Genomic DNA, 24458 nt, shown 5'->3' on the forward strand with positions numbered 1-24458 from the left:
CGCACGCACCGCTGATATAACCGCCGGCGTCTCACGCTTTCCCTCCCCGGAGAACGATGCGAACCGGCGTGCGCTCCTTCCTTGTCGTCCTGTCCCTTCTCTCCACCGCCGGGTGCAGTGGAAGCCGGGATCAGCTTCTCGCGGATCTGCAGAGCCCTCGCCCCGAGGTGAGGGCCCTCGCCGTGAAGAAGCTGGCCGAGGACGCCCGTGCCGATGATCTGGCCCTCTTCACCCGTGCCGCCAAGGACATGGCCTCCATCGTCCGCGGCGAGGCTGCCTCCGCGCTCGGCAAGAGCCAGGATCCCCGCGTGGTGGATCTGCTCGGCGAGCTGCTCGAGGACTCCGACGTGGACGTGCAGGGCCAGGCGGCCATGGCCCTGGCGCAGGTGAAGAACGACAAGGCCAAGGCCTATCTCACGCTGCAGTACGGCCGCCGCGGCCGTCAGACGCGCCAGGTGATCGTCCAGGCCCTCAAGCAGGCCAACGTGCCCGGCGCCATGGCCGAGGTCGTCGCCGCCGAGTCCAAGGCCATCTGGGAGCGCAACCTCCTGGCCATCAACGAGGGGTCGCTGCCCGAGCGCGTGGGCGCCGCCGAGGAGCTGGGCAAGAGCGGCCGTCCCGATGCCTTCACCCGGTTGGTGCCCCTGGTGCGCGGCAGCCAGGTCATTCTCGCCGCCGCCGCGGTGCGCGGCCTGGGGGACCTGGGCGACAAGCGCGCCGTGCCCGCCATCCTGCCCCTGCTGGACGAGAGCTTCCCCGAGCTGCGCGAGTCGGCCATCACCGCCCTCACGCGGCTGCAGGAGCCCCAGGCCATTCCCCGGCTGCAGGCCGTGGCGGTGGAGAAGAGCTCCGTGAGCCCCCTGGCCATCGACGCCCTGCTCGACATGCCGCGCCAGCCCCAGACGGATGCGGCGCTGTGCGCCATCGCGCTCGATGCCGGGACCCGTGAGGCCATCCCCGTTGCCCGGGCCATGCGCGAGCGCGGCGGCTGCCCCGTGGATCCCATCGTCGAGCGTCTGTCGCGCCCCTCCACCGCCGCCGGCGGGTTGCAGGTGGTGATCGGCCTCGGCCCCGCGGCCAAGGACCTGCTCCCCAAGGTGCTGCCCTACATCGCCCAGGGCGATGCCACGTTGCGTGCGCTCGCCGTGGACGCGGCCGCGGCCATCGGGGATGCCTCCGCCGCCCCCGTGCTGCAGAAGGCCTTCGAGCAGGAGCTCGCGTCCGCGCAGGTGCTCCGCCAGGACTGGGTCACCCAGAAGCTCCCCGAGAGTTATGGGCCGGGCTTCGATCCCTCCCAGCCGGAGAGTGGCGGCGACCGTGCGGCGAAGCGCGAGAAGCACTCCAGCCTCATGGCCCGCGTGAAGGCGCTCAACGCGGCCAAGACGCGCGAGCAGGGCCGGCCCGTGGTGCAGCAGCGCGCCCCCGCCGAGCTGTTCGATGACGTGGACTCGAGCAAGCTCGAGCCGCTGGCCGGGCTGCTGCGCGCGCTCGGGGCCGTGAATGCGCCCGGGGCGCTGGAGCTGCTCAAGAGCTTCGCCGGCGACTCCAGCGTGACGGTGCGCACCGCCGCCCTGGTGGGCCTGACGCGGCTGGGACCCGAGGGCGTGGCGCTCGCGAAGAACGGCCTGTTCGAGGCCGAGCGCGATCTGGTGAAGGCCCTGGCCCAGGCGCTCGCCGAGCAGGGCGAGGCCGGGCGGTCCGCGCTGGTGGAGCTGCTGCCGCAGATCCACGGCGAGAAGCTGGTGGTGCTCGATGCCCTCGTGAAGACGGGCGTGCCGGCCTCCGCGGTGGGCGAGCTCCAGAAGGTCGTCTCCGAGGGAGGCACCGAGGTGGTGCTGGCCGCCACGCTGCTGGGCCGGCTGAAGGCGAAGGAGGCGGTGCCCACGCTGGTGAAGGCGCTGGAGGAGCCCTCGGGCGTCGGCCGGCGCGAGCTGCTCACCGCCCTGGGAGAGATCGGCGACAGCACGGCGGCCGAGGTGGTGGCGCGCGACCTGTACCATGACCTGCCGGAGATCCGGGCGGCGGCGGCGGGGGCGCTCACGAAGATGGGCACGGGCGCCCAGGCCGATGCACTGGACGCGCTCAAGAGTGACTATTACCGTCGGGTCCGTGAGGCAGCGGTGACGGCGTTGGCCAAGACGACGACCGCGGCCGAGGGGGCACGCTGACATGGAGCCACGGCAGCTCAGGGACAAAGCCAACGAAGCCCTCACCAAGGGACGCTTTGCCCGGGCCGCCGAGCTCTTCGAGGAATACTGTCAGCTGGACCCGAAGGACTACCAGGCGCGCGTGCGGCTGGGGGATGCCTGGGTGAAGGTGGGCAACAATGCCCGCGCCATCTCCTCCTACCAGGCCGCCGCCGAGGGGTTCGCCCGCGAGGGGTTCCTCCCGCGAGCCATCGCCGCCAGCAAGCTCATCCTGGAGCTGGATGCGTCGCACCAGGGCGTGCAGCAGATGCTCGCCAACCTCTACGCCCGCCGGGGCGGAACGGGAGGCCCGGCTCGCGCGGTGACGCCCAGGCCGCTGGAAGCGCCTCCCGTGGCGAAGCAGTCCGCGTTCTTCATCGAGCTGCCGCCGGACGTCGACGAGGCCCTGGCCTCGGAGGAGCCCGAGTCCGTTGGGGACTCCGAGCCCGAGCCCAGGGCCGCCTCGTCCCTGTCGGGGCTCGAGGTGGAGCTGGACTTCGAGGAGGCAGGCACCGAGCCTCCCGCCGCGCCCGCGGCGGACATCGAGGTGGAGCTGGATCTCGGCGATGCGGAGAAGGGGAGCCCGGAAGCCGCGCCCGTCCAGGCCGCCGTGGCGAAGTCCGCGCCTCCAGGTCTGCGCCGCCGCTCGAGCGACGTGCGTCCGGCCGTGACGGAGCCGCCATCCGCGCCTTCCACTCCCGAGCCTCCGCCCCAGCCCCTCCGGGTGGCGGCCGTGGGCCCTGCCTCGCCGCGCCTCGAGCGCTTCACGCCCCAGGACGGTGTGGACTTCCAGCCGCCGGTGCCGGGGAGCACGCCCTTCACGGAACTCGCGGTGCAGGCGGACTCGTTGCTGCACGCGGTGGAGCTGGCGGCGCTCGCGGGCGCCGGGCAGCACGCGGAGCCCGTGCCGTCCGCCCCCGAGGTGGAGGAGACGAGCACGCCGGAAGCCGAGGAGCCCGTCGCCGAGACGGCCCCCCAGGACGAGGCGTTGCCGAAGATTCCGCTCTTCTCGGACCTGCCGCGTGACGCCTTCATCGCGCTGTTCGAGCGTTGCCCGCTGCGCCGCTTCCCGGAGGGCGGACGCATCATCGAGCAGGGCACGCGGGGTGATGCCTTCTACGTCATCTGCGCGGGCCGCGTGAGCATCGTGCGCCAGTCCGGCGCCGAGCAGCGCGAGCTGGCCCAGCTGGGCGAGGGGGCCTTCTTCGGCGAGATGGCGCTGTTGTCGGGCGCGCCGCGCTCGGCCTCGGTGGTGAGCGCCTCCGAGGAGACGCAGGTGCTGGAGATCTCCGCGCCGGTGCTCGCGAGCCTCTCGCGCAGCTACCCGCAGGTGGCCAAGGCACTGAGGCGCTTCTGCCGGCAGCGATTGTTGTCGGACGTGGTGAACACCTCGGCGCTCTTCCAGCCCTTCGGCCGCAAGGATCGGCGCGAGCTGGTGGAGCGCTTCCGGGCTCGCGAGGTGCGCCGGGGCGACATCATCATCCACGAGGGCCACCAGGTGGACGGCCTCTATGTGGTGCTCTCCGGCGAGGTGGCCGTCACCAAGGGCGAGCAGCCCCTGGCCCGGCTGCGCGAGGGCGAGCTGTTCGGCGAGATGTCCCTGCTGCAGAAGACACCCGCCAACGCCACCGTGAAGGCCGCGCGCAACACCTCGCTGCTGCGGCTGCCTCGCGAGGACTTCGACACCCTCATCCTCACCCATCCGCAGATCCTCGCGCTCGTCTCCGAGCTGATCGAGACCCGCCAGCGCAGCAACGAGGCCCTCCTCGGAGGGCAGGAGAAAGTCACTGGCGAGACGCTGGAGCCATACGAGGAGCTGGTGCTGTTCTGAAGCCTGCTCCCTCGGGGGGTGAGTGTCCGTCCCTTGACGCCGTGCGGTGGGTGGAAGCGGAAAAATGCTGTATGTGTGAGGAATGGCGCGAATCTCATTCCTCGCATTGCTGGTGCTGCTCACAGGGGGTTGTGCTTCGCAGCGGCTCGCGGGCGCGAATCTGGATCGCGTGTCGCGGCCCGCGTTCATCTCCCGGATCGAACTCGAGGCGGGCCCGCACAGCCTCGTGTTCCGCGAGGACAGCGCCTACAAGGACAAGCTCAAGAAGCTGGAGCCGAAGGAGGCGGATCGCCGGCTGCAGGCGAAGCTGACCGGAGCGGTGTCCCGTTTCGAGGTCTCCGAGCGCCTGCGGGTGAATACGTTCCGGCAGCTCCCCGAGGAGCGGCCGTGGGTGGACGCGTTGGATCCGGCGCGAGTGGCGACGATGCTGGAGAGCTTCCTGGTGGAGGAGGTGCCGGCGAACGCTCCGGACTATGACCTGCTGACGCGGCTGGGGGCGGACTCGGTGGTGGAGTTCGTCATCCAGGACTACGGAATGCGCAGCGTGAAGGGGCAGGCGGGCGCGTACATGCGGGGCTATGCGCGCATGTTCAAGATCAACGGGAGGGCGGAGATCTGGCGCCGGCCCTTCCTGGTGGACCGGGTGGCCGAGGGCGCCGAGCACCTGGATCCCTTCAAGGTGGGGAAGGATCCCGCGCTGTTCCGCCGTGAGCTGACGGCGATGCTGGACGTGGTCGCCGGGCAGTTCGCGGAGGAGCTGCGTCCGCCGGATCGCAAGCCGGGCGGGCCGCTGCCGCCGGAGGAGGGTGACAGTGTCCACTCGACGGGCCGTGAGCTGCCGGCCCCGCCGAAGCCCACCGAGCCCGAGCTGGCACCCGGCGAGCTGCCGGATCCGGATCCGTGACCTCTCGGCTTTCAGCCTGGTTTTCAGTTCAGTGAAGTGAGCGAAGATATCCCCTCTCCCCTCGGGAGAGGGTCAGGGTGAGGGTGCCTGTCCCGGTACTCCAACCCGTGGCTCACAGTGTGGACAGTGGGTTCAACCAGAGTTCACCCGAAACCCTCACCCCGTCCCTCTCCCGGGGGGAGAGGGGAAATGGCCGCGGATCAGCGCTTGTAGGGAGCTCAGAAGATCGCGTGCTCCGCGAGGAGCACCGCGAGCCCCAGCACGAAGCTGACGAGCGTGATGGGAAGACCCACGCGCAGGTAGCCGAGGAAACTGAGCTCGGCCTTGCCGCGGGCGGCCTCGAAGACGATGAGATTGGCCACGCTGCCCACCAGCGTGAGATTGCCCGCCAGCGTGGATCCGAGCGCCAGCACGTGCCAGCCGAGCACGGGATCATGCAGGGTGGGCACCCAGGCGCGGGCCAGCATGACGAAGGGCACGTTGCTGAAGAGGTTGGAGGCCACGAGCGTCAGCCCGGCGAAGCCGAGCGTCTCGCGCCAGGGCGGCCCGGACATGAAGGGCGAGAAGACGCGGTAGATGTCATCCGCCCAGCCAGCCTTGTTGACGCCGTAGACGACCACGAAGAGGCAGGCGAAGAAGAGCAGCAGGACGTAGTCCACGCGCTCGATGGCCTGGCGGGGAGGGGCGCGGCGGGAGAGCGTCATCACCACCGCGGCGCCGGCCAGGGCGCTCCAGCTCATGGGCAGGCCGATGAAGAAGGCGGCGACCACACCCACGAGCGTGGCGAGCGTGAGCCCGAGCAGCGGGCGGTCCACGGGAGGCGGAGGCGGGTGCGTGTCGAAGCGCTCGTGGGAGAGCTGCTTGCGGAAGACGAAGAGGAGCCCGGCGATGACCACGCCGGTGGAGAGCACGGCCGGCAGCGCCATGTAGGCCACGAATTGCGCATAGGGCAGCCCGGAGGCGCCCTGGATGAGCATGTTCTGGGGGTTGCCGGTGAAGGTGGCCACCGAGCCCGAGTTGGAGGCCATGCAGACGGCGAGCAGGTACGGGATGGGCGGCAGGCGCGCGTCCTCGACGACCACGAGCACCAGCGGGGTGAGCATCAGACAGATGGTGTCGTTGACGAGGAAGGCGGAGAGGAAGGCGCTGGTGCAGGCCACGGCCACGAGCAGCAGCCGGGGCGTGTGGGCCTTCTTCAGCGCCCAGGCACCGGCGGCGCGGAAGAAGGCGGCCTGCGAGAGGTAGTCCGCCATCAGCATCATCCCCAGCAGGAGCACGAGCGTGTCCATGTCCACGGCGTGCCGGGAGGGATCGGAGCTGTAGTTGAAGACCTCGGAGGGGGCGACGACACCGGCCACCACCATGAGGACGGCGCCCACGAGCGCGCCTCCGGGGCGATCCAACCTGGGAAAGGGGAGGCGGATACCGGCGATGAAGACGTAGGTGAACAGGAAGATGGCGAGGGCCAAGGCGGGCGGACAGTACCCGAAAGCCTTCTGCTAGGCTGCGGTGGACTTTCTCGGAGGGGGAGAGGGGTATGGCAGGCACCGACCGCCACGACGCACCGGTGGAGCTCGACGGAAGCGAGGGCGAGGGGGGAGGGCAGATCCTCCGCTCGGCGCTCTCGCTGTCGCTCATCACTGGGAGGCCCTTCCACATGAGGAACGTGAGGGCCAACCGCCAGCCTCCGGGGTTGAGGCCGCAGCACCTCGCCTGCGTGCGGGGCGCGGAAGCCATCAGCGGGGGACGGAGCGAGGGCGCGGCGGTGGGGGCCTCGGAGCTGCGCTTCGAGCCGGGACCCGTACGTCCGGGCGACTACGTGTTGGAGGTGGGGACGGCGGGCAGTACGCCGCTGCTCTTCCAGTGCCTCTTCTACCCGCTGGCGCTGGCGGGGGGCGGCTCGCTCACCCTGCGCGGGGGAACGCACCTGCCGCACAGCCCCAGCTACCACTACGTCGTGGGCGTGTGGCTGCCGGTGGTGAAGGCCTACGGGCTGAACGCCGCGCTGCGCCTGGTGCACGCGGGCTTCTACCCACAGGGCGCGGGAGAGTTCATCGCCGAGGTGGAGCCGGTGCGGGATCCCCCAGACCGGGTGGATCTGCCCTCCCGAGGGACGCTGCGGGACATCGCGGTGGGCTCGTTCGTGGGCGGATTGCCCTTCGGCATCGCGGAGCGGCAATCCAAGGCGGCGGTGGCGGCCCTGCGCGAGCGGGGCATCTACAGCCACGCGGAGAACCGGCCGCTGCCGGTGACGCACTCGGTGGGCACGGTGACGTTCATCATGGCGCAGTTCGAGAACACCATCGCCGGCTTCACATCCCTGGGGAAGCGGGGGCTTCCGGCGGAGGACGTGGGGCGCGAGGCGGCGGAAGAGGTGGCGCGCTTCATGGAGAGCGGGGGCGCATTGGACGAGCACCTCGGAGATCAAATCCTCCTGCCCGCGGCGCTGCTGGCGGCGGGGAAGCTGGGCGCCTCCTCTCCGGGGACGACGCGCTACACGACGGCGCGGGTGACGGATCACCTCACCACGCACGCGTGGCTCATCGAGCGCTTCCTGCCCGTGCGCGTCACGGTGGAGCCGGGAGGCGCGGTCGAGGTCGCTCCGGCCTGAGCGCCATTGGCGGGCCCGGCCCCTCCGTGCCACAGTTCCTCCCGATGAGCGCTGCCCTCGATCTCGTCCTGGAAGCCGGAAACATCACCGACACGCGCGCGGATGTGGTGCTGCTCAAGCACGCCCAGAGCTTCTACGGCGCGGATCAGGCCGTGGCCTCGCGGCTCGTCCAGGTGGGCATTCCGATGGCGAGCTTCTCGGTGCCCATCGGGGATCATGTCTTCATCGAGACGCGGGGTGCCATTGGCGCGCCCCTGGCCCTCTTTCTCGGCACCGTGAAGCTGGGGAAGTTCGGCTACCACGAGATCCGCCAGTTCGCGGCCCGGGCGCTCAAGGCGCTCGAGTCGCGCCCGGACATCCGGCACATCGCCTGCACGGTGCACGGCCCCAACTACGGCCTGGACGAGGACGAGGCGGCGCTCGCGCTCGTCGGAGGCCTCGTCGAGGCCTTCATGCGGGGCGCCGGGCCGCAGGGGCTGGAGCGCATCACCGTGGTGGAGCTACAGCAGAAGCGCGCGGATCGGCTGCGCACGGCGCTGGAGCGGGGACTTGGCAAGAGTCCGGGGGTGGAGCCCCTGACGAGCGGTTGGGGTTTCCGCGTCAAGCGCACGAGCCAGCACGTCCAGGCGCCGCCCATGGCCACGGCCGGGGCGCAGTCGATGGCCAAGCCCCACGCCTTCGTCGCCATGCCCTTCGCCACCGAGATGGAGGACGTCTACCACTACGGCATCCTGGGCCCCGTGAAGGGCGCGGGGCTCCTGTGCGAGCGCGTGGATCAGGCCGTGTTCGAGGGCGCCATCATCCAGCGCATCAAGGAGCGCATCGACACCGCGAAGGTCATCATCGCGGACCTGTCCATGGCCAACCCCAACGTCTACCTGGAAGTTGGTTACGCCTGGGGCAGGGGACGGCCCACGATCCTGCTGGTCCGGGACCTCAAGGAGCTCAAGTTCGACGTCGCGGGCCACCGCTGCCTCGTGTACCGCAACATCCGGGACCTGGAGACTCAGCTCACGCGCGAGCTGCAGCACCTGGGCTGAGCACACCGGGTGCCCCTACTTCGCTTCCGGCTCCGGGGACCTGGGCCGGAAGAGGGGACACCGGAGCACGGGCTGGGGCGCGTACTTCTGCGGCAGCAGCGGGCAGAGGATGAACGTGGACGTCTTCGTCCTCACGTACCTCGGCGGCGCGGCGCAGCGGTGACAGAGGCTCGTCGGGAAGGGCAGCGGGGAGGGCGGAGACTCATCCATGAGGCCCTACCCACGCCTGGACCGCGAGCCGATGTCAAGCGCGAGCACCGGGCGCGCTCAGGGCATGCTGACGTTGGGGCAGGCGAGCTGCCCGCCGGTGAGGAAGTAGTTGTTCGTCCGCAGCACCAGGTGCCCGTTGTCGGTGGAGGGGTTCGTCTGGGCCTGCTCGCCCGCGCCGAAGATCATGCCGATACCGTGGGCGGCGGCCACCTCCTCGGGGTGGTCGAAGAAGTAGTCCAGACGGTTGTCCTTCCAGTGCTGGTCGTAGCCGGGCATGGACATGTTGCCCACGGGGAGCTGCCACCAGAGGTTGGGCCGGCCCATCCGCTCTGAGAGCGCCTTGGCGAACCGGAAGGCCTGACGGAAGTGGGGGAGCGTGGCGTTGGTCGCATCCCACCAGCTGTCGCGGCCCAGACGCACCTGATAGTACTGGGCGTCGCGGTCGCTCGTCTCCACCACGACGAAGTCCCCGGCGGCCCCCCCGCACTCCATGAGGAAGTCCGCCACCTTGCGGGCCTCACCCTCCACGTCGAGCGCGGGATCCCTGTTCATCATGGCGTCGATCTTCGTGGCCCACGCCGAGGCATGCAGGCCCACCTTGGCGTTGGGGGCGTACTTGCGGGCCATGGAGATCATGCAGCGGCCCATGCCGGCGATGGTGTTCTCCACGTTCGCGCAATCCGTGGGATTGGCCGAGGCGACCGCCGCCGGAATCATGTGCGGATTCGGGTTCACGTGCTGCGCATACGCCCAGAAGTCTGGCTCGATGTGAAGCAATGCAGTGGAATTACCAATCTGCTTCAACACGAAACGCCAGTCATTGTAATAGCGTTGCATCAAGGAGAGGGTCTGCGCCGCGGCCACTTCCTGCGCGCCCTCGGCCACACGGCTGGTGTGGAGCATCTGGTAATAGGTGATCATCGGGATCTGTCCCAGATTGATCGTCTGCTGGAAGTAGTCACGCAGGTACTGCCCCGGAGGAACCTGGTCCCACTGCCAGCACCCCCACCAACCACAGCCATTGGGATTCCAGTTGGAGCAGGACTGCCCGGCGGAGGAGCAGCTCGTGCTGCACGAGTTGCACGGCTCCACGCTGTCGAACAGGCCGCCCGCGAGGTAGATGTAACGGATATCGAACGGCGCCAGCCCGGCCACGGCGTTGTCCGTCTGCCCGCCGAGGAGTACGTGGTCCTTTCCGAGTGAATCGAGCAGTGGCTGGCCAAGGCAGTCCGTGGGCGGGGTCGTGCCGCCATCCGTGCCGGTCCCCGCATCCGGAGTGCCCGCGTCCGGAGTGCCCGCGTCCGGAGTGCCCGCGTCCGGAGTGCCCGCATCGGAGCCGCCCGAGCCGGCGTCCGGAGTGCCCGCGTCTGGCGGACACTTCTTGCACGCACCTCCACCGCGCGGGGCGGCCTCTGCTTCACGGGGTGCTCCGCTGAGGATGTAGAAGAACAACATCCCGGGGACCAACAGCAACGACCAACGCGCGCTGGAAGGCATGAGGGACCTCGTGAATTCGGGTCTGATTCTTTGACATAAAACCAGACTCGCGATCCCACGCGGCGGCCACCATCAACCTGTCTTCTTCATCCATCGGATGAAAGTGATTGCAATGCCGATAGAAGTTTTCGTGGGAATACGTGTAAGTCCGGTCCCGGCGAAAATTTTCAGATTACTGCCCTCCTACGAGGGTGCTACCGCCTGAGCTTCCAGCTTGGCGTGGTGCCGCGCGGTGAACAGCAGCGCGAGCGCACTCAGGACATGCCAGGTGGCGTGTCCCTGCACCCAGTGATTGTCCGGGTCGCACCACACCCGCGTCACGTCCGCCACTGAGCACGCCGCCGCCGCGGCCATCAGCCCCACCGCCAGCCAGAAATCCCGGTACGACTCGCGCGGCTCCTTCCGCCGGGACAGGCGCATCTCGGTTCCCACGATCACCAGCACCGCCCCCAGCACCACGAGCTGGTAGGGGACTCCCGCGAGCCGCATCACCGGCACGAGCAGGGTGCACCCCACGGTCAGCCCGGTGTGGACCGCTCCCACCCGCTCGCGCGGCAACCAGCCGAGGCGGTGTAGGTTCAACGCCACCAGCAGGAAGGCGAGTACGTACATCCCCACGAAGTCCAGGAGCTGGGTGGCGAAGTTGTTCGTCGCGTGGAAGGCGAAGGAGAGTGCCCCCACGAGCAACGTCGTCCACGCGAAGTGTCCCATGGCTCGGCTGCCGGTGACCCGCCACATCCACGCACACCCCAACGCCACGGCCAGGTAGGCGAGGTTGGACCAGGCGTTCGCGGGCTCGTTCACCCAGGCGCATAGCTTCTCGGGTGCTGCCAGGTCTGGTCCTCTAGAATCCATCATGCCTACATCTCACGACATCGTGGCGATAAAGAGTCCGAACATGTCATGCCTACATTAGCGGCTTTTGTGTGGATGGGTAGTGGATGTATATGTATATAGAATTGCAAATATATATCATGTTTCGTGTTTTGATATTGATTTATTATTGTGTTTTGCTTGCATGTGATTTGCTTGGATTTGTGTTTGTCAATTCAAATAAAAATAAATTAAATCAAATAAATAAAGACAATCATTTAATTAATTTTAATTAATAATTAATTGTGTTTGCATGCATAAACACAGGCAAACAAATAATGTCTTGCTATTGATTGAATTCCAAAGCCTTGCATCCCGCGGGGCCGCGGCGAGCACCTCAAGTGCATCGGGGCCCCGAGCGGGATGGGGCCGCCTCAATCCAAGGGGGTGCTGGCGCCGCGCAGGGCCTCGTCCACCAGCCACGAGGGCACCTCCAGCGCTCTGGCCAACTGCTTCAGCTCCAGGTAACCCAGGTTGTCCACGTCGCCGTCCGGGGCCTTGCGCAGCGTGAGGTGCTGCACCAGCCGGGACCGCTCGGGCAGGGTCGCCTTCTCCAGGTACAGCTGCTCCAGCACGGGCAGGAGCCTTCCCGTCCTCAGGGCCAATTGCAGCAGATCGGGATGCTCGGACTTCTCCAGGTAGGAAGGATCCAGCTCCCGCAGCTCCCACGCCAACAGGGTGTCTGCCTCCTCGTCCGACAGTCCTTCCTCGCTCGCATACTGGCCCGCGTTCTTCAGGAAGGTCCTCGTCTTGGAGAACGCCACGAGCGCGCGCACCCGCCACGGGCTGAAGGCATGGGAGCGGAAACCACCGAGTGCCTCCTCGCCCTCGCCGCGCCGCTCGCGGGCCGATGGATCCGACAGGAGCGCCTCCACATGGCGCGCCGCCGCCTGCAGCTCGGACTTCACCGAGCCGGAGGTCCATCCACTCACCCGTGCGAGCAGGGCGCTCGCGGAGGCTTCCAGCTCCCGGGCGCACAGCAATCCCGCCCGGTCGGCGCTGGCCTCGGCCGCCCGGTTCCACCGGTACAGCCCCAGGGCCGAGGCGGGGGAGACGCACCTTCCGGACTCCTCGTCCCAGGCGATGGCCGTGGCCGGCAGGGGGAGGGTGAAGTGCTCGAAGGCGAGGTGCCCGAGCTCGTGCCCGAGGATGAAGCGCAGCTCGGCCTCCTGGAACGCCTCCAGGAGCCGGGAGGACAGGACGATGGCGGGCGTGTCTGACGGGGCGTAGACGGCCGCGGCCCGGATCATGGGCTCGGGGTTGACGAACACGTCCACGGGTCCTTCGTAGCCCAGGACCTCCTTACAGGCGGCCAGTGCATCCAGGACTCGCGGCGCCACCGGGTGCGTCAGCTTGAAGGCGTTCGAGAGCAGTTGCCTCTGCCTCGTGACGGCGCCGAACCCACCCGGCATCGAGCTCACTTCCCGCAGCGCCAGCTGGACGTCCTCGCTGGCGAGCAGCTCATCGCGAAAGCGGCGATCGAGCGCGGATTGGAAGTTGCTCGGGTTGACGTGCGACATGGTGCGTGACCCCTCCTGCCCACCAGCGTACCTCATCAGGGTTGACTCACCCCATCCCCTTGAAGGGGAGGGCGGCATAGGATGCCGGGCCCATGGCACCTTCCGATGCCGTCCCCGGGACCCTCGAGTTCTCCACGCCGCTCGTCTGCCAGCAGCTCTGGAACGGAGACCACCAGGTGTTCCCCGTGGCCGCGCCCACCCTGACGAGCCACGCGCCCACCCTCGAGGCCTGTCTGGGCGAGCAGCGCCTGTTCCTCGAGGAGCACCTGTCCAAGGTGGAGCCCGAGGAGCTGGCCCGCTTCTCCTTCCCCGAGCAGGTGCGGCTCGAGATGCTGGAGATCCTCGCGCCCCGTGCCGATCTCCCCAAACGCCTCGTCAAACCCGTCACCGTCGAGCTGGCCACCATCGTCGTACCGCTCCCGGAGGAGACCTGGGTCTTCGTCCCGGCGATCGATCACACGGTCTACGTGGGCAGGAACCAGGACGTCCGGGAGACGGTGCGCGCGGACGTGGAGCGGTTGCTCGCCGCGCGGGAGCCGGCCGCGCATGAGTACCTGCGGCTGCTGCCTCCGAAGTCCGTGACGCTCGAAACCGTCCAGCTCGCGCTCCGGCGTCAGGACGCGAGCGACAAGGCCCGGCAGGCGAAGAAGAAGCTGGAGGAGAAGCTCAAGCGGGAGCAGGCGCACCAGGTGCTCCTCTCCGTCTCCACGCCGCTGCATGATCGCGACGAGGCCCGGTACGGGCCGCCGCTCATCGCCCGGGACACCGAGCTCGCGCTGCTGTCCGGCCTGCTCGGCGGCGAGAAGCGGCAGGGCGTGCTGCTCGTGGGCCCGGAGCTGGTGGGCAAGACGGAGCTGCTCCTCGCGTGGCTCCGTGCCGAGCGCAAGGCCGGCCGCGAGCGGCGGGTGTACGCCACGAGCGGCTCGCGGTTGATCGCCGGCATGTCCGGCTTCGGTCAGTGGCAGGAGCGCGTGCTGCGCGTGATGCGCGCGGCGCAGGAGCTCGACGCGGTCCTGTACTTCGAGAACCTCGGCGAGCTGCTCGCGCAGCAGTCCTCGGAGCACATCGACATCCCCGGCGCGATGAAGCCCTTCCTGGAGGAGGGCCGGGTACGGTTCCTCGGCGAGCTCACCCCGGAGTCCCTGGATCTGCTCGAGACCCGGCACCCGGGCCTCTTCGCGGTGCTCGGGCGCGTGCGCGTGGAGCCGCTGGGGACCCGGCAGACCCGCGAGGCGCTCCGGACCCGGACGGTCTGGCAACGGAAGGCGGAGCCCTGCCGGTCCTCGCTGGCCGACGACGCGGTGGATCCGCTCGTGGACCTGGCCGAGCGTTACCTGCCGAGCCGCGCGCTGCCCGGCAAGGCGGTGCGGTTGTACGAGGAGATGCGCGCGGGCCTGCAACAGGAGCGCACCGGCACCGGCGAAGTGCCCCTGCTCACCCGCGAGCGCGTGTACTCGCTCTTCAGCCTCAAGACCGGCGTCCCCGAGTTCCTGTTGCGCGAGGATCGCGCGCTGCTCGCGGGCGAGGTCGAGGCGCACTTCCGCCGCCAGCTCGTCGGCCAGGAGACGGCGGTGCTCCGTGTCGTGGAGACGCTGTGCATGGTGAAGGCGGGGCTCCAACCCCAGGGCAAGCCACTGGCCACCTTCCTCTTCGTGGGCCCCACCGGCGTCGGGAAGACCGAGCTGGCGCGGCTGCTCGCCACGTTCCTCTTCGGCTCGCCGGAGCGGATGTTCCGCTTCGACATGAGCGAGTTCATGGACGGCTGGGCCGCCGAGCGGCTCATCCGGGGCAACAACCAGGGCGAGGGGTTGCTCACGCGCCGCGTCCGCCAGCAGCCCTTCTGCGTGCTGCTGCTCGATGAAATCGAGAAGGCCCACCCGGCCGTCTTCGATCTGCTCCTGCAGGTGTGCGGGGAAGGGCGGCTCACCGATGCCCGGGGACAGACGGCGTGGTTCCACAACGCCATCATCATCATGACGAGCAACCTCGGGGTGGCGCACCGCCGCTCCCCACTGGGTATCGGTGCCACCTCGGTGGATGACGCCTCGTACTACCTGCGCGAGGTGCACCGGCACTTCCGCCCCGAGTTCGTCAACCGCATCGACCAGCTCATTCCCTTCCATCCGCTCACCTCCGAGCAGGCGGCGGAGGTGGCCCGGTTCGGCGTGGAGCGGTTGCGGCAACGGCGCGGGTTGATGCAGCGGGGGGTCTCGCTCCTCGTGCCTCCCGAGATCACCACCTCGCTCGCCATGTCCGGCTACCAGGAGGCCTATGGCGCGCGGGCCATGCGCAGGCACCTGGACCAGCAGCTCGTCGTCCCCATCGCCCGCGCGCTCTCCGAGGCCGGGCCCGACGCCCAGGGCGGACGTGTGGTCATCGCCTCCCGCCCTGGCGGGATCGCCGTGGAGCTGTCCAAGGGCAGTCAGAAGACGGCGCGCAATCAGCTCGACCTCGTGCGTGACATGCAGAAGCAGCGGCGGGTCATCGACACGCTCTTCCGGATGGATGCCGTGGAGAACGTCGGGGAGCGGATCCACTTCCTGGTGGCCCAGCTCGCCCAGGGCGATCAGAAGAAGATGCGAGGGCCCGAGGCCTCCTCGCTGGGACAGCTCCAGCACGAGCACAGCCGGCTCGAGGCGCTCTGGAGCGAGGCCCGGAGGTTGCGCGCCTCACTCCTGGCCGCCGAGGAGCTGGCGTTGATGGCGCTCTTCGAGCAGCAGGATGCCGCTCCCTTCGTGGACGAGGCCCACGAGCAGATGAAGGCCATCCGCCAGCTCATGCCGTCCGTGTTGCTCGCGCTCCAGCCCCGGAGGGACCAGATCACGTTGATCCTCCAGGAGGCGGGGGAGACGCGCGGTTTCGAGCGCTGGCTCCTGCCGCTGATCGAGGATTCGCCCCGGCGCGGCTGGACGGTCGAGGGCCGTGTCTCGGTCACCCACAAGAGCAGCGAGCGCAAGCGCAAATGGGATGACAAGTCGTTGAGCGCGGAGCAGCTCCGGAAGGAGCTCGCCGCGCCTACGCGGGGCTTCCGGGAGGTGCTGCTCTCGGTCAGCGGCACGAACGCGGGGGTCTTCCTGGCGCTCGAGGCCGGGATTCATCGTTACCCTCCCACGGAGAAGGACGAGCTGGTCCAGGTCGAGATCAGGCCCGTGGCCATGTCCACCCAGTTGTTCCAGAAGGAGCTCGATCTGCCTGCCATCGCCCCTCCGGCACAACGGGCCATCAAGGAGCTGCGGCTGATGCCGGCCATTCGTGAGTACGTCCCCGGCGGTGAACTCCTGTTGTGCGATGGCGCACGCAAGCTCCAGCTGGATCCCGGGGAGCACTTCCAGGCGCTCGAACAGATCCTGCTCGAACACATCCTTCTCCTCGAACACGCCGGGACCTTCGAGCCCGAGAGTGGCTTCTCCTTCGCGCTCGACGTGATGAGGGGGGCGGCTCGATGAACCTCACCATCGGCGTGTACCAGAGCCGCGATGCCTCCGGTGGCTACCGGTGGACCACGCTCGCGCTCGGCCCGCATACCCGCGGCCGCGAGGGCCGGAGCACCGTCAAGCTCCAGCAGAAGCTCGTGGAGGATCTCCGGAGCGTCATCGGCGAGCTGCCCGTCCAGGAGCTGTCGTACTTCCAGCTCCCCAGAGGCATCCGCCTGGAGCGGGTGCAGCTGGAGCTGGACTTCAAGCGCGTGCGCACTGGAACCGAGACGCCACGGCTGTCCGGCCTCTTCCCCCTCATCCTCGAGCCGCGCTGGCGCACGCGTGACGAGCTCATGACCATCGCCTACCACCCCGCGCGCCAGCACGAGTGGTTCCCGGTCGATACCGGCGCCAGTCTCGAGGATCAGGCGAAGGTCTTCTTCACCCGCGCCTGGGCCGGGCTGGAGCCGCACGAGCATGATGAGCTGCGCTCCAACCGGAAGGACACCCTCAAGGCGCTCGCGTTCATGGCCCAGCCGAAGTCGCTGCTCGACGCGCTCGGCAAGAAGAAGGGGCCCTGGGACGACCTGGAGGACGAGGACCGGCGGGAACGGAGTGGTGGCAAGAAGAAGCAGAAGAAGTCCGGTGGCGGCACCCAGGTGCTGCACAAGCTGGGGACCAACCTCACGCTCCAGGCCGCGGAGGGCACGCTCGACACCGGCATGCCGCGCAGCCCCTACCGCGAGCAACTCCAACTCCTGCTCGGAGGCGAGCGGCGCACGCCCGTGCTGCTCGTGGGTCCTCCCGGCTGCGGCAAGCGGACCCTGCTCAAGCGTTTCGTGGCCGAGCAGCTCGAGGCCGAGGGCTTCCAGACCCACCGCAACCTGGACAAGGTGACCGAGGTCTGGTCGATCGCCGGCAAGCGGCTCATCGCCGGCATGAGCTACGTGGGCGACTGGGAGCAGCGTTGCCTCAAGGTGCTCGAGGACACGAGGGGAGGGCGCCGCATCCTCTTCGTCGAGGATCTGCATGCCTTCGGCCGCATCGGCCGCTCGCGGGAGAGTGACACCAACCTCGCGCTCTTCTTCCAGGGTGCGCTCTCCCGTGGGGAGATCACGCTCGCCGGCACGGTGACGCCCGAGCAGCTCCAGCGGCTGGAGACGGATGCCCCGTCGTTCGCCGCGCTCTTCACCCAGGTGCACGTGCGCTCCACCCGCGCCGACGAGACGCTCCGGATGCTGCTGCACGAGGCGCGCGAGCTGGAGTCCAAACACCGCATCGCCTGGTCCCCTCCGCTCTTCCCGGTGCTGCTGGAGCAGTCCGGTACGCTCTTCTCCGGGTCCGCGCTTCCGGGCAAGGCGCTCGATCTGCTGCGCGAGCTGGCCACGGACCAGGGGAGCCCGGGCCGGGAGCTCGGCGTTGGCGAGCTGTTCGCTCACCTCTCACGCAGGACGGGCCTGCCGGATTTCCTCCTCCGCCCCCAGGAGCGGCTGGTGCCGGAGGAGGTCCATGAGGCCCTGTCGCGCAAGGTGATGGGACAACCGGAGGCGGTGCGGGTGGCATGCGATCTCGTCGCGCGCATCCATGCTGGGCTCACGGATCCCCAGCGGCCTTATGGCGTCTTTCTGTTCACCGGCCCCACGGGTACGGGAAAGACGGAGCTCGCCCGCGCGCTGGCCGGCTACCTGTATGGCGATGCGTCGCGGCTGGTGCGGCTCGACATGGGCGAGTTCCAGACGCCGGATGCCGTCGCGCGGCTCACGGGCGACGCCTGGCAACCCGAGGGCCGCTTGACGCGCCTCATCCGCGAGCAGCCCTTCTCGCTCGTGTTGCTCGATGAGATCGAGAAGGCGCACCCCTCGCTGCTCAACCTGCTGCTCCAGACGTTCGACGAGGGCCGGCTGACGGATGCCTCGGGCGAGACGGCGGACTTCACCCATACCGTCATCGTGATGACGAGCAACCTCGGGGCCCGGCGTAAGCCGGCGGTGGGGCTCGGGGCACCGGACGCTCGCGCCCTGGAGCTGGATGCTGACCGGGCCGTGCGCGAGTTCTTCCCGCCCGAACTCTTCAACCGCATCGACCGCATCGTGCACTTCTCGCCGCTGTCGCGGGACGTGGGTGAGAAGGTGGTGGAGAAGGAACTGGCGCGGTTGCTGTCCCGGCACGGGCTCGTCTCTCGCAACATCTTCGTGGCCGCCGACGAGGCGGTGAAGCGGCGCATCGTCGAGGAGTCCTTCGATCCACACCTGGGCGCGCGGCCGTTGAAGCGCTACCTGGAGGAAAAGGTCGGGCAGGTCCTCTCCGATGCCATCATCCGGGGACCTCAGGCGATCATGCGGTTGTTCCAGCTCTACACCCGGGAAGGCCGCTTCGAGGTGCAGGCCGATGCGCTCATTCCTCGGGAGCCCGTGGCCCAGGGCTTCGCGCTGGAGCCGCTCCTGTCGCTCCCCATCGCACGGCTGCGCGAGAAGATGCTCGAGCTGCGCGAGGTGGTGCAGGGGATGCGCGAGAGCGAGGCACTCGGTGCGTTGTCCGACCAGGTCCGCTTCCACCTGGAGCGCCTGCGGGCGGGAGAGCACGAGCACGCCGAGTCGCTCTTCACGCTCGATGCGATGCGCATGTACCTGGAAGCCTTCGCGACGCAACTGGAGTTGCTCGCCCGCGCTCCCGAGGAGGCGGAGCGGGAGATGATCGAGGCCGAGCGTTTCGGCGTGGAGCGGGTGGGTGTCGACCGCTGGTCGCAGGGGACGCGCATCCGGCTCTTCTCCCGGCGCGCGCTCGAGCCGGTGAAGGCCGTCTCCCGGGAGCAGATGCTCGATGCGCTGTCGGAGGTCTTCTTCCTGCAACGCATCCTCCGGGGGATTTCCAGCGCGGATCAGCACGTGGTCATGTTGGAGTTGCTCCCGCTCGGCCAGTGGCGTCAGGGCGCGTCCACCGGCTCGCTGCTCTCGCGATGGCTCTGCTCGGCCTATGCGCACTCGCGTGGGGAGATCGAGTCCTTCGCCGCGCACCTGCCCGGTGGGGCCGTGGTGTCCGGCGGGGCCCGGCAGCTCCGGGAATTCCTGCACCTGTCCGCACAGGAGCCCGTGCACGCCGCGATCAAGCTGGTGGGCCCGGGCGTGCGGCCGTTCTTCGAGGGAGAGGCCGGGATGCACGTGTGGCAGTCCTCGGGCCGGCTCCCGGAGATCGTCAAGGTCCGCGTCCACGAGGCGAACGCGCCGGCGCCCGCGGAACTGCTCGCGTTGCACGCCGTGAAGCTCCAGGCGTTCCACAAGGCGCGCCAGGAGGGCGTGCGTCCGCTCCCGGAGGATCCCGAGGCAGCGGCTCCCGTCGTCCGTGCCTACCGCTTCGAGCCGCCCGCCCGTCAGGGGACGGTGTCGGTGCTGGAGCTGGATGACTACCTGCTGACCCACAGCGGCAGCCACCGGGTGAGGACTCCCGCCGAGGCCCTGCCGGCCCTGTGGCGGCTGCGGATGAGCGAGCGGGTGACCCCATGAGCGACAAGAGCCTTCGCGTCTACTTCACCACCCACCACGATGGCCGGCTCACCGGACAGCTCCTGCCGGTCTGGGACAGCTTCTTCGATGAGCCTCCGCCCTCGGCCTACGGAAAGAGCGAGGCGGAGATCTACGCGCTGCTCGAGACCCGCATCCGGTTGATGCTGCTCGAGAACCCCGCCGGGCTCGAGCGGTTCCTCTGGGAGGAGAACCTGGAGGCGCGGACGATCACCGTGGAGATCCATCCGCAGACCCTGCACAAGAAGCGGCCGGTGATCGCCAAGGTGCTGATCCCGCTGAAGCTGACGTACGTCTACGGGAAGCTGGAAAGCGGAGCCTGGCGCATCCGGGTGCCGCGCTTCGGCTGGTCGTTCGTGCTCGAGGACCTCTCCATCGCGCGCGAGGTGTTGCAGAACGCGCTCACCACCGTGCTGCTCGGGGAGAAGCCCAAGGGGCTGTACGAATTCCGCCACGAGGGCGCGGAGTACGTGAGCAGCTGGGAGCTCGGCTGGCTGCAACGGGACAACCGGCGTGGCCCGGGCGAGGAGCGTCCGCCGGAGGTGCTCGAGCAGATCAGTGAGGAGTTGACCTCGCGCGCCCTGGGCGGGAGGCAGCCGGCACTGGTGTACGACGCTGAGTCGATGCGTTCCTGGCTCGCTCACGCGCAGCGTCAGCCACCTCAGTCATTGCTGCTCGTGGGGGGCCCGGGTTCCGGCAAGACGAGCCAGGTGCTGAAGCTCGCGAGGCTGATCGCCGAGCAGCGGCGCGAGGACAAGAAGGCGAACCTGCCGAGGATCTGGCGCACCAGCGCCGAGCGCATCGTCGCCGGCATGGTGTACCTGGGCATGTGGCAGGAGCGCTGTCTGAAGATCGTCGACGCGCTCTCGTACGAGAACGACTACCTCTACGTGGATCGGCTCACGTCGATCCTCGCGCCCCAGCCGGACGGCTCGTCCATTGGTGATCTGCTGCTGCCCGCGGCGATGAGCGGGGAGATCTCCCTCATCGCCGAGTGCACCGAGGCCGAGCTCGAGCGCTGCCAGCGGCGTTTCCCGGAGTCGCTGCGGCCCTTCCGCATCATCCGCATCGAGCCTCCGCCGGCCTCGCAGGTGCCGGAGTTGATGCTGCGCTACCAGGCGGCGAAGCGCAGCCGGGTGAGCATCCATGCCCTGGGTTTGAGGCAGCTCGTCGGGCACCTGGAGACGTTCCAGCGCGACAGCCTGTTTCCGGGCAAGGCCTTCCGCTTCCTCGACTGGCTGGAGCAGCAGGGCGAGCCGGGCAAGGCCCGGACGCTCTATCCGCGTGACGCCTCCGAGGCCTACGCGCGTTACACGGGACTGCCGCTCCAGCTCATCAGTGACGAGATCCCCGCCGAGCAGGCCACGATGGCGGGGCAGTTGAAGCAGGGGGTCATCGGCCAGGAGCGTGCCTGCGAGCAGGCGGCGGGAGTCCTGGCGCGCTTCAAGGCGGGGCTGAACGATCCGGAGAAGCCGGTGGGCACGCTGCTCTTCGCCGGGCCCACGGGAGTGGGGAAGACGGAGCTGTCCAAGCAGCTCGCGCGCACGCTCTTCGGCAACGAGGACCGGATGATCCGGCTCGACATGTCCGAGTACATGCAGCCCGGTTCGGCCCAGCGGTTGATGGAGGTGGGTCCTGGCATCACCAGCCTCGCCGAGCGCGTGCGGCAGCAGCCGATGTCGCTGGTGCTCTTCGATGAGCTCGAGAAGGCGCACCCCGAGGTGTTCGATCTGCTGCTCGGCATCCTGGGGGAGGGGAGACTCACGGACAGCCTCGGGCGGCTGGTGGACTTCCGGATGACGGTGGTGTGCATGACGAGCAACCTCGGCGTCGAGCAATCGGAACCCACGGGCTTCGGGGCCGAGCGCGGCTCGGAGGACTTCATGCGCGCCATCCGGCAGGCGTTCCGGCCGGAGCTATTCAACCGCATCGACCACGTCATCCCGTTCCGCCGGCTGTCGGAGCCGGACGTGCTGCGGATCGTGGACCTGGAGCTGGAGAAGGCGGCCTCCCGGGCGGGACTGCTGCGGCGCAGACTCCGGTTGGTGGTGGAGCCGGACGCGCGGGCCTGGCTGGCGCGCCACGGGTACGATCCGAAGCTGGGCGCCCGGCCCTTGAAGCGGCTCATCGAGGCGAAGGTGATGGCACCCATCGCCGTGAAGCTCTCGGCCGAGGCGGGGCTGGAGGGCGCGATGCTCCCGGTGGTCGTGGCCGGAACGGAAGCCGAGCGGATGCTGCGGCCGGAGTACCGGGCCGTCGCGACGGTGCTCGGAGACTGAAGCCATGGGCGCCGGGCCGCTTCTTCCCGGGCCGCTGGCACATTCTGGCACACCCGCTGGCACGGCTCCGGCACACTTTGTCAGTGGGTGATGGCACCGGCCAGGGCGCGTGTCTCTCTGGAGCCAGGGTCATCCACGGCCCTGGCACGTTGCGTGCTCATGAGCTCCCCCAAGGGAGACACGCAATGTCCAAGGCCCAGGCAGTGACGCTCAGACAGAACCCGGTGTACCCGGCGCCGCATGGAAGCTGGCGCGGACCCTCCGTCAAGTCTTCGCTCCAAGCGATTGCCGGGCGAATCGAGAAGGGCGGACAGCGCGAAGGTGTCGTCCGGATGCTCGACGATCTGCTCCAGACGCTCGACATGAAACGAACCGAGGATCAGCTCGTCGGTGCCATCGCGGTGGCACTCCGCAAGCGCGCGGTAGGCGCACGGACCTACGCCGGCAATCTGTACCTGCGCGAGGACGAGCTCCAGCACATGCGCCTCTACTCCCTCCTCCGGGAGCATGTGCCCATGATCTCCATGACCCATCCCCTCGCCAACGAGCTCCTGCTGCCCCATGTCTCATCCCAGGAGCAGGTGGTCATCCTCGACATCGGAATCGGAAATGGCGAGCAGCTCGCCGGCCTCATCCACCTGTGCGGCACCCGCGAGGCCGCGCCCCGGCGTCTCGTCGTGGTGGGGCTCGACCTCAGTGCGCCATCCCTCGCGAATGCACAGCGGAATCTCTCGGCCGCCGCGGAGCAGTGGGGAATCGATTTCAGGTTCATCTCCCTGAACAAACAGGTGGAGGCACTGACGCACGAGGACTGGACCCTGCTCGACAGCCTCGAGGGAACACGCGTCGTCAATGCCACGTTCGCTCTGCACCATCTTCGCCACGACGACGCGGATCCGGACGTCCGCGATCGGCTCTTTCAGCGCCTGCGTCGCTGGCGGCCCCGCTCCCTCGTCATCAGCGAGACGGACGCTGAGCTCAACACCGTTCCGCTCCCCGAGCGGACCGGGAATACCTACGACTACTTCCTGGGGGTATTCCAGCACATCGACGCGATCGACATCCCCGAGGGGGACAGACTTCTCTTGAAGCTCGGCATGATCGCGCGGGAGATCGAGGACATCCTCGGACCCGACGAGGAGGAGCGCTGTGAACGCTACGAGAGCGGCCACCACTGGCGCGAGCGCCTCGAACGGGCCGGCTTCGCGATCAGCCCGCCCCCCTCATCGCTGCTCCAGGACTCGAACGAGGCCATTACCATCACCGTCGACCGCGGCTACGTCACCTTGCACGGTGCGGGCACGTCGCTCGTCACGATCCTCTGTGCCAGGCCCGCCGGCGCGTGAGTGAGTGAGCCGTCCACCCATGAACCGGGCATCACTCGGGTTCAGGCGTATACTGCGCCCATGTCCGTGTGCCCGAGCTGCCTGGAGGTCCTGACGCCCGCCCTGTTGGGACTCGGTGGCCGGCGGCTCGCGGGCAGCTGCGGGCTCTGTGGGGATGAGGTGTGCCAGCACTGCCTGCGCTCGGGCTCGCCGGATGTGGAGGTGCTCTTCCAGAACGCGAGCCCCGAAGGCACGAAGAGGCCTCGGGCCTCTCGGAGGCAGGCCTGTGCCAGTTGCCTGTGGGATGCGCTCGCGGCTCGCGGCGGGACCCCGTCCTTCCCCGAGCCCCCGGGCCGGCGCAGGCGGGCGGCGCAGGCGGCCTGCACGCACCCTCAGGCGATCCGGTGGATGCGGTGCTGCCCCAGCTGCGGCCTGGAGCTGGAATGGGAGGCCGAGCACGGCAACCCCAGCTGCGACGCGTGTGGCGCTCCCTCGCACGAGGCCTTCAACGCCTGCTGGGCCTGCGGCGAGTCCTTCGAGGAGGAGAACGAAGCCCAGGAGTCCGCCGAGGGCTATGCACTCGACTTCGACTGCCGTTCCCGCGGGTGTGAGGGCAGGGTGGCATGGCTGATGCCGTACTGCCCCTGGTGCGCCACTGCGCAGCGCTGGCGGCCCTCCAATGAGGAGGGGGCGCCCGTGTGCGTGGGGTGCGAGGCGAAGCTCGAGCCCACCTGGGCTTTCTGCACCGCGTGTGGCGAGGAGGCTCCGCTGCCCGAGGAATGCTTCTCGTGCACGGATTCACTCGATCAGGTCGACTGCGCCGCGCGCTGCGAGCACTGCCGGCGGATGGTGTGTGGCGACTGCTTCGGCGACTACTCGCTGCCGGGGGCCCGAGAGCTGTTGCTGTGCACGGTGTGCGCGGAGGAGCTCGGGGCCAGGCCGCTCGAGGAAGAGGAACCCCCCGAGCCCGAGGAGCCCGAACCCGAGGAGCCCGAGCCGCCCGCCGCCGCGAGGCCCGCTCCGAGCAGCCCATGGGAGGTGCTCGGCGTGGCTCCGGGCACGCCCCTGGCCGAGGTGAAGCGGGCCTACCTGGCCCTCATCACCCAGTACCACCCGGACAAGGTGGCGCAGCTGGGGCCGAAGCTCCAGGCGCTGGCCGCGGAGGAAACGCGCAAGATCAATCAAGCGTGGAGCGAGCTGCGCCAGCGCGCGGACAGAGGGTCCGCGTAAGGGTGGGTCATGGCTCCG

Annotated in this window: 15 protein-coding genes; 10 read left to right on the forward strand and 5 right to left on the reverse strand. The window is 68.8% G+C overall.

The window, feature by feature from the left end:
- Nucleotides 1-56 precede the first annotated feature (56 nt).
- The 3 genes from BO221_RS13460 (at nucleotide 57) to BO221_RS13470 (ending at nucleotide 4921) form a co-directional block, all read left to right on the forward strand.
- Nucleotides 57-2168, forward strand: coding sequence for a HEAT repeat domain-containing protein (locus BO221_RS13460; RefSeq protein ID WP_073560866.1), 2112 nt, complete (start codon nucleotides 57-59; stop codon nucleotides 2166-2168).
- Between the two features lies 1 nt (nucleotide 2169).
- The gene (locus BO221_RS13465) at nucleotides 2170-4017 is read left to right on the forward strand and encodes a cyclic nucleotide-binding domain-containing protein (protein ID WP_073560867.1); all 1848 of its coding nucleotides are present in this window, start codon (nucleotides 2170-2172) and stop codon (nucleotides 4015-4017) included.
- A gap of 82 nt (nucleotides 4018-4099) precedes the next feature.
- Nucleotides 4100-4921 (forward strand): hypothetical protein, encoded by an 822-nt coding sequence (locus tag BO221_RS13470; protein WP_198956111.1) that lies wholly within the window; start codon nucleotides 4100-4102, stop codon nucleotides 4919-4921.
- Nucleotides 4922-5139: 218 nt separating this feature from the next.
- Here BO221_RS13470 and BO221_RS13475 read toward each other — a convergent pair whose 3' ends face one another.
- Nucleotides 5140-6390, reverse strand: a complete 1251-nt coding sequence (locus BO221_RS13475; RefSeq protein WP_073560868.1) for an SLC13 family permease — start codon at nucleotides 6388-6390, stop codon at nucleotides 5140-5142.
- Between the two features lie 68 nt (nucleotides 6391-6458).
- Between BO221_RS13475 and rtcA the strand changes: the two genes are divergently transcribed.
- Both rtcA and BO221_RS13485 read left to right on the forward strand, forming a co-directional pair.
- Nucleotides 6459-7532: an RNA 3'-terminal phosphate cyclase gene (gene rtcA, locus BO221_RS13480; protein ID WP_073560869.1), complete on the forward strand. Its 1074-nt coding sequence runs from the start codon at nucleotides 6459-6461 to the stop codon at nucleotides 7530-7532.
- Nucleotides 7533-7576: 44 nt separating this feature from the next.
- Nucleotides 7577-8572: a hypothetical protein gene (locus BO221_RS13485; protein WP_073560870.1), complete on the forward strand. Its 996-nt coding sequence runs from the start codon at nucleotides 7577-7579 to the stop codon at nucleotides 8570-8572.
- Nucleotides 8573-8587: 15 nt separating this feature from the next.
- On the opposite strand, the gene BO221_RS13490 is transcribed toward BO221_RS13485, so the two are convergent.
- The 4 genes from BO221_RS13490 to BO221_RS13505 all read right to left on the reverse strand — a co-directional run bounded on the left by BO221_RS13490 (nucleotide 8588) and on the right by BO221_RS13505 (nucleotide 12672).
- Nucleotides 8588-8782: a hypothetical protein gene (locus tag BO221_RS13490; protein ID WP_073560871.1), complete on the reverse strand. Its 195-nt coding sequence runs from the start codon at nucleotides 8780-8782 to the stop codon at nucleotides 8588-8590.
- Nucleotides 8783-8839: 57 nt separating this feature from the next.
- The gene (locus BO221_RS13495; RefSeq protein WP_198956130.1) at nucleotides 8840-10279 is read right to left on the reverse strand and encodes a hypothetical protein; all 1440 of its coding nucleotides are present in this window, start codon (nucleotides 10277-10279) and stop codon (nucleotides 8840-8842) included.
- Nucleotides 10280-10462: 183 nt separating this feature from the next.
- The gene (locus tag BO221_RS13500) at nucleotides 10463-11083 is read right to left on the reverse strand and encodes a ceramidase domain-containing protein (RefSeq protein ID WP_073560872.1); all 621 of its coding nucleotides are present in this window, start codon (nucleotides 11081-11083) and stop codon (nucleotides 10463-10465) included.
- 443 nt (nucleotides 11084-11526) lie between these two features.
- Nucleotides 11527-12672, reverse strand: a complete 1146-nt coding sequence (locus tag BO221_RS13505; RefSeq protein WP_073560873.1) for a M48 family metallopeptidase — start codon at nucleotides 12670-12672, stop codon at nucleotides 11527-11529.
- A gap of 92 nt (nucleotides 12673-12764) precedes the next feature.
- Between BO221_RS13505 and BO221_RS13510 the strand changes: the two genes are divergently transcribed.
- The 5 genes from BO221_RS13510 (at nucleotide 12765) to BO221_RS13530 (ending at nucleotide 24440) form a co-directional block, all read left to right on the forward strand.
- Entirely contained in the window at nucleotides 12765-16118 is a 3354-nt protein-coding gene (locus BO221_RS13510; RefSeq protein WP_073560874.1) for an AAA family ATPase, read from the forward strand.
- Nucleotides 16115-19588: an AAA family ATPase gene (locus tag BO221_RS13515; protein ID WP_073560875.1), complete on the forward strand. Its 3474-nt coding sequence runs from the start codon at nucleotides 16115-16117 to the stop codon at nucleotides 19586-19588. The genes BO221_RS13510 and BO221_RS13515 overlap by 4 nt, the downstream gene beginning before the upstream one ends.
- Nucleotides 19585-21885 (forward strand): AAA family ATPase, encoded by a 2301-nt coding sequence (locus BO221_RS13520; RefSeq protein WP_233165980.1) that lies wholly within the window; start codon nucleotides 19585-19587, stop codon nucleotides 21883-21885. Before BO221_RS13515 ends, BO221_RS13520 begins: the two co-directional genes overlap by 4 nt.
- Nucleotides 21886-22070: 185 nt before the next feature.
- A complete protein-coding gene (locus BO221_RS13525; RefSeq protein WP_073560876.1) occupies nucleotides 22071-23231 on the forward strand; it encodes a GRAS family protein in 1161 nt (386 codons plus the stop codon).
- A gap of 60 nt (nucleotides 23232-23291) precedes the next feature.
- The gene (locus tag BO221_RS13530) at nucleotides 23292-24440 is read left to right on the forward strand and encodes a J domain-containing protein (protein WP_073560877.1); all 1149 of its coding nucleotides are present in this window, start codon (nucleotides 23292-23294) and stop codon (nucleotides 24438-24440) included.
- Nucleotides 24441-24458 lie beyond the last annotated feature (18 nt).

Source organism: Archangium sp. Cb G35, assembly GCF_001896145.1.
Taxonomy (GTDB): Bacteria; Myxococcota; Myxococcia; order Myxococcales; family Myxococcaceae; genus Archangium; species Archangium violaceum.